The following is a 15,862-nucleotide window of genomic DNA, read 5'->3' on the forward strand; positions in this document are numbered from 1 at the left end:
TTGCACAAAACTCTCAAATAATACAATATGTGCAATATACTGCACTTATTTACTAGGTTTGTTGTTGTGACATCTTTATCTCAATCCCCCAAAGCGGCTCAATTTGCACTCATTTTCATTACCATGATTTGGGGTGGGACTTTCTTAGCCGTGCAATACGCCTTGAATTTTAGTAGTCCCATGTTTTTTGTGGGCTGTCGTTTTGCTGTTGCAGCTTTAGCTATCTTGCTCATTTCAATCAAATCAATGCGTGGATTAACTTTAAAAGAAATACTTGCAGGAACAGCAATTGGTGTTGTGATCGCGATTGGCTATGGTACACAAACCATTGCGCTACAAACGATTCTAAGTAGTGAGTCTGCCTTTTTAACTGCTCTTTACGTTCCTCTCGTCCCCATTCTGATGTGGCTTATTTTCCAAAAAGACCTTCTCTGATGACATGGTTAGGGACTGCACTCGCTTTTATTGGATTAGTGCTTTTAACTGGAAATGGCATCTCCAATATCAGTTTAAGCTATGGACAAACACTAACCTTAATTTGTGCCTTTGTGATTGCGCTAGAAATTATTTTGATTGGTTATTTTGCAGGGAAAGTCAATTTAAGACGAGTCACAGTTATTCAGCTTGCGGTTGCTTCGTGCTTATCTTTTGTCAGTATGCCCATCGTTGGTGAACGCAATATTCCTGATTTTTCATGGCAATTAAGCATTCTAGTACTCAGTCTAGGTTTAGCCAGTGCGCTGATTCAATTTGTAATGAATTGGGCACAACGAATGGTTGATCCAACCCGTGCTGCAATTATTTATTCAGGTGAACCTGTTTGGGCAGGTGTGTTTGGAAGAATCGCAGGCGAGCGATTACCATTATTGGCTTTATTCGGTGGGTGTTTAGTGGTGCTTGGTGTTTTAGTCAGTGAATTAAAATTCAAATTATTAGAAAAGAAAAAAGAGAGCTGAATAGCTCTCTTTTTATCATGTAGGGTGCTTTCTTTTTTAACAACATCTGTGGCTGATAATATTCAACCGTTGGCATCTGTTCATAGAATGGATGCAATAATGCTTTCCACTGCTGATATTCAGGAGATTTCCTAAAACCTTCAGTATGATTTTCAATACGATCCCAAAAGACCATCAAAATATAGCGATGCTGGTCTTCGACATGTTTAATGAGCTGAATAGCATTCAAACCTTCCATTGGATAAATAATCTCTTTCGCAGTTTGAAAGGCTAATTCGAAATCTTCACTTTGATCTGGCTTAATATTTAAATGTACATGCTCAATAATCATGTTTTATCCTATTTATTGATACATAGGTTGATTATCATTTAATGCAATTAAACCACGAATTGCTCGATATACAATCCACACCCATGCAGCAAAAATCACTAACCCACAAAATATCGTACTTGACAGTGCGACACCTGCAAAAGCATTAGCATTATCACCTGTAAAAAACAGAAAGAAAAAGGGGATAAATGCAATGATATTCCAAGCCAAATACCACCAAAAAGTCCGAATCTGCCAAGTAAAATGGCTTTCAAAAATCGAACCTTGTACATCACGACGTTTTACATAGTTAATAATCAAAGCAATAATCGCCAACAAACCACCACTAAAAATCGCAATGATATAAAGTACATAGAGAACCAACGTTAAGGTACGGTTTGGATCTTGATCAACGGAATAATTCATTTTTATTTATCTCCAAAAACTCACTCCCTCAATCAATAAAACACATTGAGTGGAGAAATTAGCCAACATATCAACAATATATGAAAGACTATGGTACAGAAATAAATCTTACGAAACGGTTGTTTTTGTGTTTTATGTCTCAGTTTTTGCTGAGCAAGCCACCCTCCACACCAACCACCCAAAGAATCCACGATATGCAAAGTCTGCTCTGGAATACGTCGATTCCCCAATTGTGCCGCTTCTTTGTCTTGCGCATATAACCAATAACTAACGACATTCATCAAGCTAACAAACAGCAAAGTATACGGCGGCAATAACTTACTAAAGCTTGCAATCAGCATAAATACAATATAAATCACAATCGCAATTTGCATCGCTGACCAACGCTTAGATGATGAAGGCGTATTCGGTTTCCGACGATGTTCAATTACTTGTGAGGCTTTTAAATAAGTTGCCTGCTGAGCGCGATAACGACCGCGCTCATCCAAAATGACTAAATATTCCAAGGCACACCCCACGATTGGACGTGGCCCTGTCCGAGCAAAGTCTTTGATATGGATAAAGACACGATCTTTATGTGCATCATTGGGTTGAATAAAGCCATAGCCTTTATCATCGAACCATTCAACTAAACGCCCTTGATCTCGCATATTCCTACCCTAAACCTAAAACTTGTTGTAAACGGTTTTGTAACATCATGCGCATTTCCACGGGGTCTTTTTGCGAAATATCGTCACCTGTCCGCCCTTCTGCTGTATTTTTCTGTGCGACCTGTAAACGCATACTCCAAAAGCGACAAGCAGCCATTGCTAGGAAAATATCCAGACAAGCCAATTCATCTGATGTCAGTGGACGAATGCTTTGATAAGCACTTAAAAATGCCTCAGCTTTTTCCATGTCTAAATGGGCTTGTGGATAAGCGGTACAGAAGTCATTGATACTAATCGCAATATCAAACAACCACTCATCTTGATTCAGTTCATAAAAATCAAGAATGCCTTGTAATTGATCGCCCTCAAACAAGGTATTATCCCGAAATAAATCGGAATGAATAAAGCCCGTTGGTCGGTTTGGGTAGGCTTGCGTAATCACTGTAAATAACTGAAAGACCTGATTTAAAAGTTGTTGATCTGCTTGAATCAATTGAGGACGTAATTGGCTTGCTACTTCTGACCAGTATTGATGATTGCGATTAAAATCACGTTCCAAAGGAAAGCCCTGCAAAGCCAAATGCAATTTTGCCTGCGCTTGGGCAATCGCCTGTACTTGTTCAATGCTGGCTTCTTCAGGATGTTCCCCCATCAAGCGCGGTGCAATCTGAGCAGGTTTATCTGCAATGCTGTGAATCGCCTGACCATCATATTTTAATGGTACAGCCACAGGCACACCTGCCTTACCCAAACAATCCAGTACTGGGACGAGTTCACCTGCCCCCTCAGCATCTAATTCTTCAAAAACCGTTAAAACATAGTGTTGTTGTGATTGATCCACCAGAAAATAATTGGTGTTTTGAATACCGCCTTGGATTGGAATTAGCTCAATGATCGCTAAACCATAAGGCTCAGCGAATGCTTGAACTTCTTCTAAACTCAACGGGGTATAAACCGACATGGAAAACCTGCAAAAAATAGCTGTGAAGTTTGATAGAATACCTGTTCCCTCCATGAAGGTGTAGCACCCCTTTCTTTATTGGCGATTTTTTGGAAAATTTTATGCTCGCAAAACGTATTATCCCTTGCTTAGATGTTGATAATGGTCGAGTCGTCAAAGGCGTTCAATTCCTTGATATTCGTGACGCAGGTGACCCTGTCGAAGTCGCACGTCGCTATAACGAACAAGGCGCCGATGAAATTACCTTTTTAGATATTACTGCTACCCATCATGGACGTGATACGACTTACCGTACGGTAGAACGTATGGCAGAAAGCGTATTCGTACCTTTAACTGTAGGTGGTGGTGTCCGTAAAGTTGAAGATATTCGCCTATTACTAAATGCAGGTGCAGACAAAGTCAGTATCAACTCGGCAGCGGTATTTACGCCTGAGTTTGTTCAAGAAGCTTCTCAACGTTTTGGCGCGCAATGTATTGTGGTGGCGATTGATGCGAAAAAAACTGGCGAAAATAAGTGGGAGATTTTTACCCACGGTGGTCGTAAGCCAACAGGCATCGACGCAATTGAATGGGCTGTGAAAATGGCAGACTTCGGTGCAGGTGAACTACTGATTACCAGTATGGATGCAGATGGAACTAAAGCAGGTTATGACATTGCCTTGATGCGTCAGATCAATGATCGTGTCAATATTCCGACCATTGCATCAGGTGGCGTGGGCAATTTACAACATTTGGCTGACGGGATTTTGAAAGGTGGCGCAGATGCGGTACTGGCTGCCTCTATTTTCCATTTTGGTCAACATACCATTCCCGAGGCTAAACAATATTTAGCTGATCAAGGGATTGAGATGCGTCTTTAAACACTAGTATTACTCAAAAAACCAACCTCTCAAAATCATTTTTTGAGAGGTTTTTTGTTCACTCAACATTTTCATCAGACAAAAAAATACCTTGCGGAGCAAGGTATGGAAACTGCGTTTATACAACGCTAGAGGGTAAACGTGAATTTTGTCATTTTTGCAAATTCTGAGCATCTAAAATGCTTGAATCAAAATAGCCATAAACTAGACAAAAATATTGACATTAAAAACAGATTTTATTGACAATTCACGACATGAACAACTGAAGTATTGTCGTGATTCGTCAAAATCTTGGTGCTTTATTGTCACACTTCGCATTTTCCACTAAGCAACTGATTCTTGTTGCTCCGCATCGGCTACAGGTGGCGTCACTAACTTTGGTTTTTGCTCAACCCACTTCGCTGGGAAAACCGATTCAATCGCTTGAGTTAACACTTTGGAAAGTGGTGCAGGTAAAGGTAAACCGAGTGGATTGGCTTCTTTTAAATCAGCCGATGAAACCACGCGTGTGCCCATCACATAATCAAACCATGGACGCGTTACACACCAATTCGCATCTTGATTCGAATTCATATGATGATCGTAATGCCAAGGGATAGTACGCTTTGCCCAATCAGGTTCTAAATGTGCACGGCGATGTACATAATAATAATTTCCAGCACTATAAACTGCTGCCAACGACATCCCTTTTGAAAAGGGATAAAACACGACACTAGCTACACCTGCCGCAACAGCCAATGACATTAATTCATTTCGAGTACGCCAGCTATCCAAACCTTCAACATAACAATCATCAGAAAACTCTTGCTTACGAACCTCACGATGATGTGCCCAATGCGATTCCATACTTTTTGGTACAGGACTGTAACGTGGCTGACCTGGACGATGTACACCGTGTAAAATATATTTATGTGCAAACCATTCAAATGCGTTTGCAACAGCCAAACCTGCAATAAAACCCTTTAACATGGCTTTCTCCAAATGTTTCCTTATTTTTATTAAATATATAAATTTTTGTAGGCGAAGTATTGACGATGCGATATATTTATATTGACAAAACACGACAAAATAAGGATAGACAGGATGTCTCAACTCAAGAACTATACAGGCTCTGTTTATGGTGGATTGGGGCATTTATTAAAAGCCTATTGTGAAGCACAACATATTGCTGTTCCTGAACAATTACAACAAGTTCAAAATCTGGAACGCTTTGATTATGTGATTTGGCGAGACCTACTTGAAGACCTTAATCATTTAAATCCAAAGACAGGTTTGGGCTTAGAAATTGCAGAGCACGTACAACCCAAACATTTAGGAATTATTGCTTACCTCGCACTGTCATGTGAAAACTTGGGTGAAGCATTGGCACGTTATCATGATTTTCATCGTCTGATTTATGATGGCAGTCCCTTGGTTGTGGAATTTAATCATCCTTATGCATCAATCCGTTGGGAAGCTCCCGAACCCCACCCAACCCAGTTAACGGATGAAATTGCAATTGCCTTAATGGTGCAATTCCTCAAGTTATTTATGTCAGGTGAAAATATCAATCTGCATGAAGTCCATTTTGTGAATGTTGCACCGAAGAATATTAGCGTTTATGAGCAATATTTTCGCTGTAAAGTCCGATTTGATCAGCCAAAAACTCAACTACTCCTACCCGTTACTGAAGCCTTTAAACCATTAAAAACAGGTGATCACACCTTACAACAACTGTTATTGCAACAAGCCCAAGCATTATTGGACAAGCTGCCAAATTCCACTCAACTTGATCAACGTCTGCAACATGCCATTTTGACAGGATTACAGAAAAACCAATATCAAATCGATTTTATTGCCGAAAAATTAGGATTATCGGTAAGACAATTACAACGCCACTTACAACAGCAAAACACCACCTTTCAGGAACGGGTACAACAAATTCGCTTTATGTTGGCAACCGAATACTTAAAAGATCCGCATCTGAGCCTACAAGAAATTGCATTGCTACTTTGCTATTCGGAACAAAGTGCTTTTCAACGTGCATTTAAAATTTGGACCAACCAAACCCCGCAGCAGTGGCGAAATAACAACACAACTTACAATCCTTAATAAAACTAGAGACAAACTAACGCTTTCACAACTGATCATTTTTTCCACAACACTTATACAAGAGCCTATGTACCTGTGTGAATTAATTCACACTTTTTCACAAGGCTTACACATATCCATAATAAATTCTTGGATGCATACTTTTTTATTTTTATAACGAATCGGGTAATAACAATGAACAAATATTTAGCAGAATTTCTCGGGACTTTTTGGCTGGTTTTTGGTGGTTGTGGTAGTGCTGTGCTTGCCGCTGCATTTCCAGAACTTGGGATCGGCTTCTTAGGTGTGGCACTTGCTTTTGGTCTAACTGTTTTAACGGGTGCTTATGCATTTGGTCATATTTCAGGGGGTCACTTTAACCCTGCTGTCAGTGTAGGCTTATGGGTTGGTGGACGCTTTCAAGCCAAAGAATTAGCACCTTATATTATTTCGCAAGTGATTGGTGGAACAATCGCAGCTTTGGTACTTTACATTATTGTACAAGGTCAAACAGGCTTTGCAGGTACTGGCGGCTTTGCAAGTAATGGCTATGGGGATTTATCACCTAACCATTTTTCTTTAATCTCCGCCTTTTTAATTGAAGTGGTACTGACCGCATTTTTCCTGATTGTGATTTTAGGATCAACAGATCGTCGTGCGCCTGCTGGTTTCGCACCGATTGCTATCGGTTTAGCATTAACATTGATTCACTTAATTAGTATCCCTGTAACCAATACATCGGTAAACCCTGCACGTAGTACAGCGGTGGCGCTTTTTGCTGAAACTGCGGCACTGAGCCAATTATGGTTATTCTGGGTTGCACCTATTATTGGGGCAATCATTGGGGCGCTTATTTATAAAGTGGTCGGCAACGAGAAAAGCTAAGCTCACATTCCCATAAAAAACAGCCTTTTCAAGAGGCTGTTTTCATTTAAAAAAATGGGTTTTCAATTTCTCGCTCAAGCTTTCGTTCAATCTGTTCAGGTAGGCTTTGTTTTTCTAATGCTGCCACCACATCATTGATAAAACTTTGTAATGCTTTGGCTGTTTTCAAACCTGATTGATCTTTGGTAATTTGTAAGTTGCCATATAAACTGACACAGTCCACTTGATTTTCCAAAGTCAGATCATAAATTGCCGAAGACTGATCGCCTTGTTCAAAAGGTTTAAACATCTTTTCCTCTCATTGTTCTTTTCTGTTTTAGCCTATTTGAGTTAAGCATAATCACATTAGGATAGCTGCGATATTATCGCAATAATTGTAAAAAATACTGAACCAATGCTTCAATCAATTGCTTGATTAAAGCCTGTTTGGTTTCTTCATCTACTTGCGGTAATTTACTTTCAATCGGTTGTGATTGCCCTGAAGCAAATTGCTGCTGTTGCGCTTGGATACTTTCTGTTGTGGCTTCTTCCGCACACTGACTTTGCGCATCCCATTTGACATAGCTAATGTCTTTATTGGCTTTAACCTGTTGTGCTGATGTTGGTAATTGATAAATATTACGCTTTTGTTGTTCTGTAAGCTGCGGGAATAAATTAATCCCTAGTTTTTCTTCTAGATAGCACACGCTTACGACTTTAACCTGTAGCGAATCATTATTCGGCGCATAATACGCACCAATAATACCTTGTTTAGGTAAATACACGGCTTTGTATACCGCTGTAGGAACTATCACGCCATTACCAATGGTTTTTAAACGCTTATCTTCAAAGATCGGTCCTGTAACAACATAGGCATCTTTATGCTGTTTAGTCACGATAGAACGCACTGCTTCCTCTAATTTACGCCAGACTTCCTGATTATTCTTGGGTGATTGCGGCACCATATTGGCTAAAGAAAAGCTGTCATGTTGCGCTGCAGTATTATTCATATCACCGTTAGGTGCCATATGCCCACGATCATAACCAGAACCACGATAGTCCGATAACAAAGCACGATGCGCAAGCTGTACCCGTGTTTCCTCATGGAAACTGTCTTCACGTTTAATTTTGACACTTAAACGCTCAGGCGTCAGATATTCTGCTGACCAAAGTGGTGTTTTTGAAATACCCGAATACATGACATTAAAATCAGTGAAGCACAGTGCATAGCTGTCTTTCTTCAAACTTTCTTTGGTCAGTAAGGGAGGAACATCACGATAAAACTGTTGTAAACAAGCATCATGATTAGATGCTGTAGGCTTTAATTTACTAATCTTCTCATTGCCAAATGCAATCGCAAAACTTCCAGTTGCAATCAAAGCAAGTACAATTTTTCCAACATTTTGGCTCAAAAAAGCAAATTGTGTTTTACTCTTTCTAGTTGTTTTCTTCGCCATAACTATATCAAAATCAATATGAGCGCGAAGCTTAGCAATTCCAGACTCACGTGTATATTCAGATAAAGCGAAGAACGACACTTTATGTCGCAAAACTGTTCACTTGATCAGCAGATAATAAAAATGGCACTCTAAAGTGCCATTTTGAATCGCTTTATGTTATTTAAATTTCAATCTGACTCCCCAACTCCACAACACGGTTGGTTGGGATTTGGTAGAAATCGCTGACAGGGCTGGTATTCCGTTGCATTGAAATAAATAGACGTTCACGCCATGGTGACATGCCATCACCAACGCTATGTACAATACGATCACGCGAGATAAAGAAGCTGATCTGCATAAGATCGTATTCAAACTCTAATTCTTCATAGGCTTGAGTCAATGCTTTTGGCACATTTGGCTCATCTTTAAAACCGTAGAAGATTTTGATGCGATAGAAATGTTCATTCAACGTTTCAACACTAATTCGCTCCTCTTGAGGAACAAATGGAACATCTTCAATCACAACAGTGACTAAAATATTACGCTCATGTAGTACTTTATTGTGCTTAATATTATGTAGCATCGCATGCGGAACAACATTAGGTGTTCCTGTTAAAAAGACTGCATCACCAGGTACTCGATGAACATTGTCCCCAATACTTTTTACAAATAAATCGAGTGACAGAGTGTCATGTTCAAGCTTAGCAAAAGTAAGCTCACGCCCACGTTTCCACGTCATCAAGATCATAACCGCGACTGCACCGATCAATAACGGTACCCAACCACCTGAGAACATTTTTAATGATGCTGCTGCGACCAGTACGGATTCCAAAATAAAGAATGGAATAATCAACAACATCACCTTTGGTAAGCTCCATTTCCATGCATAGTATATGAATACAGCAACCAAAATCGTGTCGCATAACATGGTTAAGGTCACAGCCAAGCCATAAGCACTTGCAAGGTTTGAGCTGGTTTTAAAAATTAAAATTAAGATGACGATCGCGATCAGCAATAACCAATTCAGAAATGGCACATAAATTTGTCCTTCTTCAGAATCAGAAGTATGTTTAATGCCTAAACGTGGTAAATAACCCAATTGGATTGCTTGACGGGCTAATGAGAAAACCCCAGAAATAACGGCCTGTGATGCAATCACAGCTGCCATCGTTGCCAAGATAATCATTGGGTACAAAGCCCAACTTGGGACTAATAAATAGAATGGATTTTCAATCGCCGCAGGGTTGCGAAGTAACAGCGCACCTTGTCCAGCATAATTTAATACAAGGCAAGGCAAAACGACGCTAAACCAACCAAAACGAATTGGACGTGGTCCAAAATGTCCCATATCTGCATATAAAGCTTCACCACCTGTGACCGTTAAAACAACAGCACCCATAATAAAAAATGCTTGTACAGGATGAGTGAAAATAAACTGAATTGCCCAATGAGGACTAACCATACCAAGTACGATTGGTGTTTGTACGACGCTAATGACGCCCAAGATCCCTAATGACAAAAACCAGAGTAACGTAATTGGCCCAAAGAATTTACCAACAAACGCGGTTCCGTGTTTTTGCATTAAAAATAATGTCGTTACAATCACGATTGCAATTGGCACAATAAACGGATCAAGTACATTGGTGGCAATTGATAGACCTTCAACAGCGGAAAGTACTGAGATTGCAGGCGTAATAATACCGTCACCAAAAAATAGCGATGCCCCAACAAAACCAATCGCAATTAAATAAATCTTCTTACTATCGGATATTTTTGCTTTGCGTAGATTCAAAGCAAGTAGAGCCATGATTCCACCTTCACCATTGTTATCCGCACGCATAACAATCGCGATGTATTTAATACTAATAATCAGCATTAAACACCAAAAAATAATCGACAAGATTCCTAATACATTTTCAGGTTGAATTCCTAAGCCATGTGCAGCATGGAAGGATTCTTTCAAAGCGTACAGAGGACTGGTTCCAATGTCTCCAAACACCACCCCTAATGCTGCCAATGCAGTGGCAGGTAAGGCTGCTTTTTTTGCAGTACTTTGCATATATTGTCTTCAATATAGAACGTTATATTCCTTAATATTATCATTAGCCAAGAAGTTTTTCTGCAAATCTGTTCGACTACAACTTGGCAGTCTGCTTTTTTTTAGTTACTATCGCACACCTTGGTGAGGTGTCCGAGTGGCTTAAGGAGCACGCCTGGAAAGTGTGTATACGTTTGCGCGTATCGAGGGTTCGAATCCCTCTCTCACCGCCACATTCGTCTTTCACGGTAGTTTATCGCAGTATCAAAGGCTTGAATCTATTAGGTTTAAGCCTTTTTTATTGCACTATGCACTACGGAGAACTACAATAGTATACCGACAACTTTGGCGGTATATATGTCGGTATAAGCCAAATTTTGCATGTCTCGGCAACAAATTTTCTGAAAACAAAAAATTATACCGTCAATGAGGAGCGTCTCATGGCAAAGCAATCTAATAAATTAACGGCTAAAACTGTAAAAAACTTAGAGTTTGATGAAAATAAAAGCAATAAATATTCGGATGGTGGTGGATTATATTTATTTACCCATAAAAATGGCTCGAAATACTGGCGTATGGATTACCGCCGTCCAATCACTCAGAAACGAAATACCTTAGCTCTTGGTATGTATCCTCAAATTACACTCGAACAAGCACGTATAAAGCGTGATGAAGTAAAAAAGATGCTTGTTGATGGTATAGATCCAGCAGAGGAGCGCAACCAATCCAAACAGCAAAATAGAGCCAATGCTGAAAATACTTTTAAAAAGTTCGCTGAAGAATGGCTGCGTTTAAGAGAGCTTGAAAACAAAGTTGATAGTGAAAATATTCGTAGACTAAACAAAGATATTTTGCCATTTATCGGAAACATGCCAGTAAATTCCCTGACCGTTGAATTGCTGGAAGATCAAGTCACAAACCGTATTGTAGGCCGTGGGGCATTAGAATCCGCTAGACGTGTTCGATCTATTATGGGAATGATTTTAGAATTGCCACGTAAGAAGCGCATTATTTCCCATAACCCAGCTTATGACGTGACGACCCCTCAACCAACTAAAGGGAATCACAATGCAATCGTACATGAAGCTGAACTTTCCGAACTGTTAAAAAAAATGTGGCGGTATAAAATAGACTTCCCACAAGCAAGGATTCAAAGCGAGCTTGCGTTAAAACTGTCTGTCTATATTTTCCAACGTCCTAATGAAGTACGGGGCTTATTATGGGAGTCCGTAGATTTTGACAATGCACAATTAAATTTCGTGGCAAGTAAAACTCATCAAAAGCATATCGTTCCCCTATCTCGTCAAGCCTATGACATTCTTAAACAACTTGAAGCTTTACGCACAACATCTAAATATGTATTCCCAATTGCCAAAGGTGGTGCTGATAACTCTATGAGTAACAGTACCATTGGTGAGGCATTAAAACGTATTGGCTATGGTGGTGAACACACTGCGCATGGTTTTAGAGCCACAGCGAAAACAATATTAAAAGAAGAAATTGAATTCAAGCAGGATGCTGTAGAACATCAATTGGCGCATAAAGTTAAAGATGCAAACGGCACAGCATATGACCGTACCAGTTTTTTACGTCACCGCCGTCAACTCATGCAATTATGGGCAGATTATCTTGATACGTTGAGACAAGGTGGTGATGTATCAGTATTTAAGCCTGATAATGATAATCTGATCACCTTCACTAAAACTGGGTAAACATCCAATTAAACGAAAAACATGGGGATGACTTTGTGAGGATATGAAAGATAAGAACTTATCCTATAGCCCCCTCGCTAATTATTAAGAAACATAATACAGATAAAGAAAAACCCTATAATCTGACGCTTCCCCCGCACCAATTGCAAGGAGTAGTAGATCGTAGGGTTTGTTAAAAGCATCACAAATACGCTTCCCCACCTCTTAGGGTAATCAGAAATAACCCTTGTGGGAGTAGTACATGGCAAAGCTTTCTATAAAAGCTAAAAACTTACACGATCGCCCACACACCAATTGCTAGGTGCGGTGCAAAATATTTTAGCCTCTAATCAGAGCGTAATTGTGCTTAGCAATTTTGTCAAATCAAAAACCATTATAGCCTTGAGTTGACTTAGTTCATCTTTCAGCTAACATAGGAATAAGAAAAGTTAGCACAATCACGTAAAATCCCGCGGCAATTGAAGCCTAAAGGTAGTGATTATGCTGGCTTTTTTACTTATCCTTAAAACAAAAGTTTCCTTTCTACTCCATTCGTCTAACCTAATAAAGTACCTGAGTTTGTTAAAGGAGCATTATCAAATAATGCCCCTTGAGGTGTATTAAAGGCATTAGGTGAGTTGGTAGGGGTTGTTGTATTTTTTGGTGTATTGAATTTACTCCAATCTACACTTGCCAGCATCCCCAAACCACTACCTATCGCATTACTTGCAGCATTATTAAGATAATCAGCATTACGACCATATGAGTTCGCTAAATCACCCGTAGCCTGACCTATTCCAGCAGCAGTACCATTCATTTGATTCACCCCAAGCGTTGCGACTGTATTTAAACGATTCCAATGCTTATTATCAACATTTAAACGCTCTTGTTCTCTTGCAGCCGTAGTAACTCCAGCCTTAGCTAAAGCTTCAGATAATGAAGCACGCCTCATTTGACTTTGCATTACACCGCTATTTGGATTTACACCCATTCGTGCATTATTACGCTCAATAATTTCTTGACTATTTCCAAACTGAGTCGTCACATCAGCTAATGCACGACTGGTGACACCACCTAGATCAGGCTTAATATCCTGATTCGCTAAAGAGACAAGCCCATTAATTGAATCACCATACAGTGAATTAGCTTCGTTGTAACGTTGCTTACTAAAATCCAAAGCTTCACGGCGTAATCCCATCTCAGCTTTTTGTTGTTTGGCGGCTTTACTACCACTTACAAGACCACCAACTACTGTTACTGCCCCAACTCCTGCCGCTACCCAAGACATGATGAGTCCTCCCCAACAAAGAAGAACTGAGGAAAAGTAACTATCAGTTTAGGTTGATCTAATATTTTTTTAGAAGAAAAATACCTCTCAAAAAAATATATCGTGGAATTAAAGATATGAAAAAACATAGCAAACCTCAGTCAGCAAGAAGTTAAATTAAACTAGCATTTGCTAGCATCTTGTCAGTTGCGGTTGCCAAAATAGCAAAATGAAAAACTATATTTTTTTATTAAACCTAGTTTAACGAAAAATTATGAAGCTATGTTAAATTTATACTCTCAAATATAAATGATTATATAAATCTGAATTTTAGGTAAATATGAAGAAAATACTAATTTTAAGCATAGCAATTACTTTAAGTGGATGCATCGTTAAATCGGGAACTCATATTCGTACTGGCGAAATGATGCCAAAAATGACAAGTGAGCAAGTAAAACTCTATAGTCAATCACCCAAAAACTATAGAACATTAGGACTAGTATCAGGTAAAGCTAGTCATGCTTTTGTAAGTGAACAAACAAGAATGGATGCAGCTATAGAGCGTATGAGGAAAGAAGCTGCTGCTTTAGGTGCAAATGGAATATTACTTCAATCTGCTAACAGCGTAGCTGCAAATACTGGAGTGGGGCAGATCATTGGCAATACCGTGATTACTAGCAGAGCCAATGATGCTGTGGTATCAGGCACAGCAATCTATGTAATTGAAGAGTAAAGGTAGTTTCTCAATCCAATGATTAACTAGACCCTCATTCTTTATATGAAAGGTAGAATGGTCAGCATCGTTATGTAAAACCTTTGGCAATTGAAGCCATCAGTAAGTAATAAAGTGCTGACCTTTTACATTTTAACGATGACAAAACTAAGAAAATAACTCCATAATTTTCTCATCCAATTCCCGATCCGTCATGTGATCAAGATCATTCTGCCCCTGCTTAGGCTCTTTTCGGCGTTTCAATTCATCAATCGCCAACTGCTTCAACTGCATATCCAAAATTGCGATTTCCAACTTGGTAATCAATGACACCAAACGACAAAATTCATTAGTAAAATCAAGGCGTTTAAATATACGCTTACGCTCAAATGGCTGGCTTTCCTTTACCGCATTTTCACTATTTTCATGTGCAATTGTTCTTTCACTGATTTCTTCCAGTACAAGTCCCTGTTGGTTATTTTCTTTTTGGGCTTTTAATAGATTAATCAGTTGTGACCGAGTAATTGCCAGTTCATATTTCAAATTACCTTGCAATTCTAATGCTTCTTGAATATCTGTATCTGAAAAAACACGAGCATACATACCATGCTTTTGTGCATTCTTATTTTTTGCCTTTGCGCCCCGATCATGAAAACGGCATCGACCAGTGCCAACATGATCTGTCCCATGCCCTGCGGAGTTCTGACAATGCCCACCATCCTTTTTCTTGGCTTCACATTTAAGTGCCATAGCAACTATCCTCAAAATATATTGTTCAAAACTTTGCTTATTTTCAGCTAATAATAATGCTTATTTTCATCAATTTTTAACTGACATTTTATTACATCCTAAAATCATCAAAATACAGCTCTATGAATCGTTTCAAATATTGAGTTTTCGAGTCTTTTTATTGGCATTTTATTACAGAAATGATTAAATCTTATTCGAAATTCGATATGGAAATATTTTCATTTTCACATGTTTATGCTATTAACATGCATCCAGTTGGATTACATCGAAGAGATACTTTCTAGTTAATGTTCTTAGTTGACTAAATCCATATTTGTTTTATATTGTCATAAGAAAGGTTAGCATCATCAACGCAGCTTTGAGGACAATTGAAGTCCAAAGGCGTTTATTAAGTGCTGACCTTTTTCTTTGTAACCATCAAGCTGGTTTTGAACGTGACCGATACATTTCATTGAATAGATCTAATTCAGGTTCAATGGTGTTAGATTCCTTTATTTCCTGTAGCTTAGATATATCTTCAAACGGTAACGGTACATCATTCGATACAATTTTCGCATAACGACCATGTTTATAAGCATTTTTATTGCCCTTTAACGCACCTTTCGATGCACCACCATGTAGGTAACATTTACCCGTACCTTTATGATGGGTTCGATGCCCTGCAACATGTTGGCACTTGCTACCAAATTTTGTTTTCGCACCACATTTCATTCTATGTTCTCCAAAAACTGACTAAATATATACTTCACTAGAAAAGCGTCTAATTGTCTAAACTCGGTCTGAAAGAATTGTTATATAAGATTCTTAGTTTAGTTAGATGCTTTTTATAAACTGTCTAAATGTCTAAACAAAATCATTTATCCCTCAA

Annotated in this window: 16 protein-coding genes, 1 tRNA gene and 1 pseudogene; 7 read left to right on the forward strand and 11 right to left on the reverse strand. The window is 39.0% G+C overall.

The window, feature by feature from the left end:
- Positions 1-27: 27 nt before the first annotated feature.
- A pseudogene (locus C502_RS18285) lies at positions 28-956 on the forward strand (DMT family transporter).
- Here C502_RS18285 and C502_RS0110970 read toward each other — a convergent pair.
- The 4 genes from C502_RS0110970 to C502_RS0110985 are packed head-to-tail and all read right to left on the reverse strand — an operon-like array spanning position 925 to position 3,303.
- Positions 925-1,287: an antibiotic biosynthesis monooxygenase family protein gene (locus C502_RS0110970; RefSeq protein WP_018678866.1), complete on the reverse strand. Its 363-nt coding sequence runs from the start codon at positions 1,285-1,287 to the stop codon at positions 925-927. The pseudogene C502_RS18285 and the gene C502_RS0110970 sit on opposite strands and share 32 nt — an antisense overlap.
- A gap of 12 nt (positions 1,288-1,299) precedes the next feature.
- A complete protein-coding gene (locus tag C502_RS0110975; protein WP_018678867.1) occupies positions 1,300-1,692 on the reverse strand; it encodes a DUF4870 family protein in 393 nt (130 codons plus the stop codon).
- Positions 1,693-1,724: 32 nt separating this feature from the next.
- The gene (locus C502_RS0110980) at positions 1,725-2,342 is read right to left on the reverse strand and encodes a DUF1294 domain-containing protein (RefSeq protein ID WP_018678868.1); all 618 of its coding nucleotides are present in this window, start codon (positions 2,340-2,342) and stop codon (positions 1,725-1,727) included.
- A 4-nt stretch (positions 2,343-2,346) separates the two neighbouring features.
- Entirely contained in the window at positions 2,347-3,303 is a 957-nt protein-coding gene (locus C502_RS0110985; RefSeq protein ID WP_018678869.1) for a homoserine kinase, read from the reverse strand.
- A gap of 101 nt (positions 3,304-3,404) precedes the next feature.
- Between C502_RS0110985 and hisF the strand changes: the two genes are divergently transcribed.
- Complete coding sequence (hisF, locus tag C502_RS0110990) at positions 3,405-4,163, forward strand: imidazole glycerol phosphate synthase subunit HisF (RefSeq protein ID WP_018678870.1); 759 nt, start codon at positions 3,405-3,407, stop codon at positions 4,161-4,163.
- Positions 4,164-4,487: 324 nt separating this feature from the next.
- Here the strand turns inward: hisF and C502_RS0110995 are convergent, their stop codons facing one another.
- Positions 4,488-5,132: a sterol desaturase family protein gene (locus C502_RS0110995; protein WP_018678871.1), complete on the reverse strand. Its 645-nt coding sequence runs from the start codon at positions 5,130-5,132 to the stop codon at positions 4,488-4,490.
- A gap of 114 nt (positions 5,133-5,246) precedes the next feature.
- Here C502_RS0110995 and C502_RS0111000 point away from each other — a divergent pair, with 114 nt between their 5' ends.
- Positions 5,247-6,254, forward strand: a complete 1,008-nt coding sequence (locus C502_RS0111000) for an AraC family transcriptional regulator (protein ID WP_018678872.1) — start codon at positions 5,247-5,249, stop codon at positions 6,252-6,254.
- Between the two features lie 174 nt (positions 6,255-6,428).
- Positions 6,429-7,118: an aquaporin Z gene (gene aqpZ / locus C502_RS0111005; RefSeq protein WP_018678873.1), complete on the forward strand. Its 690-nt coding sequence runs from the start codon at positions 6,429-6,431 to the stop codon at positions 7,116-7,118.
- 46 nt (positions 7,119-7,164) lie between these two features.
- Here the strand turns inward: aqpZ and C502_RS0111010 are convergent, their stop codons facing one another.
- The 3 genes from C502_RS0111010 to C502_RS0111020 form a co-directional block, all read right to left on the reverse strand.
- Positions 7,165-7,407, reverse strand: a complete 243-nt coding sequence (locus tag C502_RS0111010) for a hypothetical protein (RefSeq protein ID WP_018678874.1) — start codon at positions 7,405-7,407, stop codon at positions 7,165-7,167.
- 73 nt (positions 7,408-7,480) lie between these two features.
- Entirely contained in the window at positions 7,481-8,554 is a 1,074-nt protein-coding gene (locus tag C502_RS0111015) for a DNA/RNA non-specific endonuclease (protein ID WP_018678875.1), read from the reverse strand.
- A 163-nt stretch (positions 8,555-8,717) separates the two neighbouring features.
- Complete coding sequence (locus tag C502_RS0111020; RefSeq protein ID WP_018678876.1) at positions 8,718-10,595, reverse strand: potassium transporter Kup; 1,878 nt, start codon at positions 10,593-10,595, stop codon at positions 8,718-8,720.
- A gap of 122 nt (positions 10,596-10,717) precedes the next feature.
- On the opposite strand from C502_RS0111020, the gene C502_RS0111025 reads away from it, so the two are divergent.
- Positions 10,718-10,807 (forward strand) — tRNA-Ser (locus C502_RS0111025).
- Positions 10,808-11,014: 207 nt separating this feature from the next.
- Positions 11,015-12,286 carry a tyrosine-type recombinase/integrase gene (locus tag C502_RS0111030; protein ID WP_018678877.1) on the forward strand — a complete coding sequence of 424 codons (1,272 nt, stop codon included), beginning with the start codon at positions 11,015-11,017 and terminating at the stop codon, positions 12,284-12,286.
- A gap of 535 nt (positions 12,287-12,821) precedes the next feature.
- Here C502_RS0111030 and C502_RS0111035 read toward each other — a convergent pair.
- Entirely contained in the window at positions 12,822-13,553 is a 732-nt protein-coding gene (locus C502_RS0111035) for a hypothetical protein (protein ID WP_018678878.1), read from the reverse strand.
- 415 nt (positions 13,554-13,968) lie between these two features.
- On the opposite strand from C502_RS0111035, the gene C502_RS0111040 reads away from it, so the two are divergent.
- Positions 13,969-14,265 carry a DUF4156 domain-containing protein gene (locus C502_RS0111040; RefSeq protein WP_228129335.1) on the forward strand — a complete coding sequence of 99 codons (297 nt, stop codon included), beginning with the start codon at positions 13,969-13,971 and terminating at the stop codon, positions 14,263-14,265.
- Positions 14,266-14,412: 147 nt separating this feature from the next.
- Here C502_RS0111040 and C502_RS0111045 read toward each other — a convergent pair whose 3' ends face one another.
- Together C502_RS0111045 and C502_RS18290 are read right to left on the reverse strand one after the other, a co-directional pair.
- Entirely contained in the window at positions 14,413-14,994 is a 582-nt protein-coding gene (locus tag C502_RS0111045) for a hypothetical protein (RefSeq protein ID WP_018678880.1), read from the reverse strand.
- Positions 14,995-15,411: 417 nt separating this feature from the next.
- On the reverse strand, positions 15,412-15,705 hold the full coding sequence (locus C502_RS18290; RefSeq protein WP_018678881.1) for a hypothetical protein: 294 nt from the start codon (positions 15,703-15,705) through the stop codon (positions 15,412-15,414).
- Positions 15,706-15,862: the final 157 nt, after the last annotated feature.

It is taken from the genome of Acinetobacter tjernbergiae DSM 14971 = CIP 107465 (assembly GCF_000374425.1).
Classification (GTDB): Bacteria; Pseudomonadota; Gammaproteobacteria; order Pseudomonadales; family Moraxellaceae; genus Acinetobacter; species Acinetobacter tjernbergiae.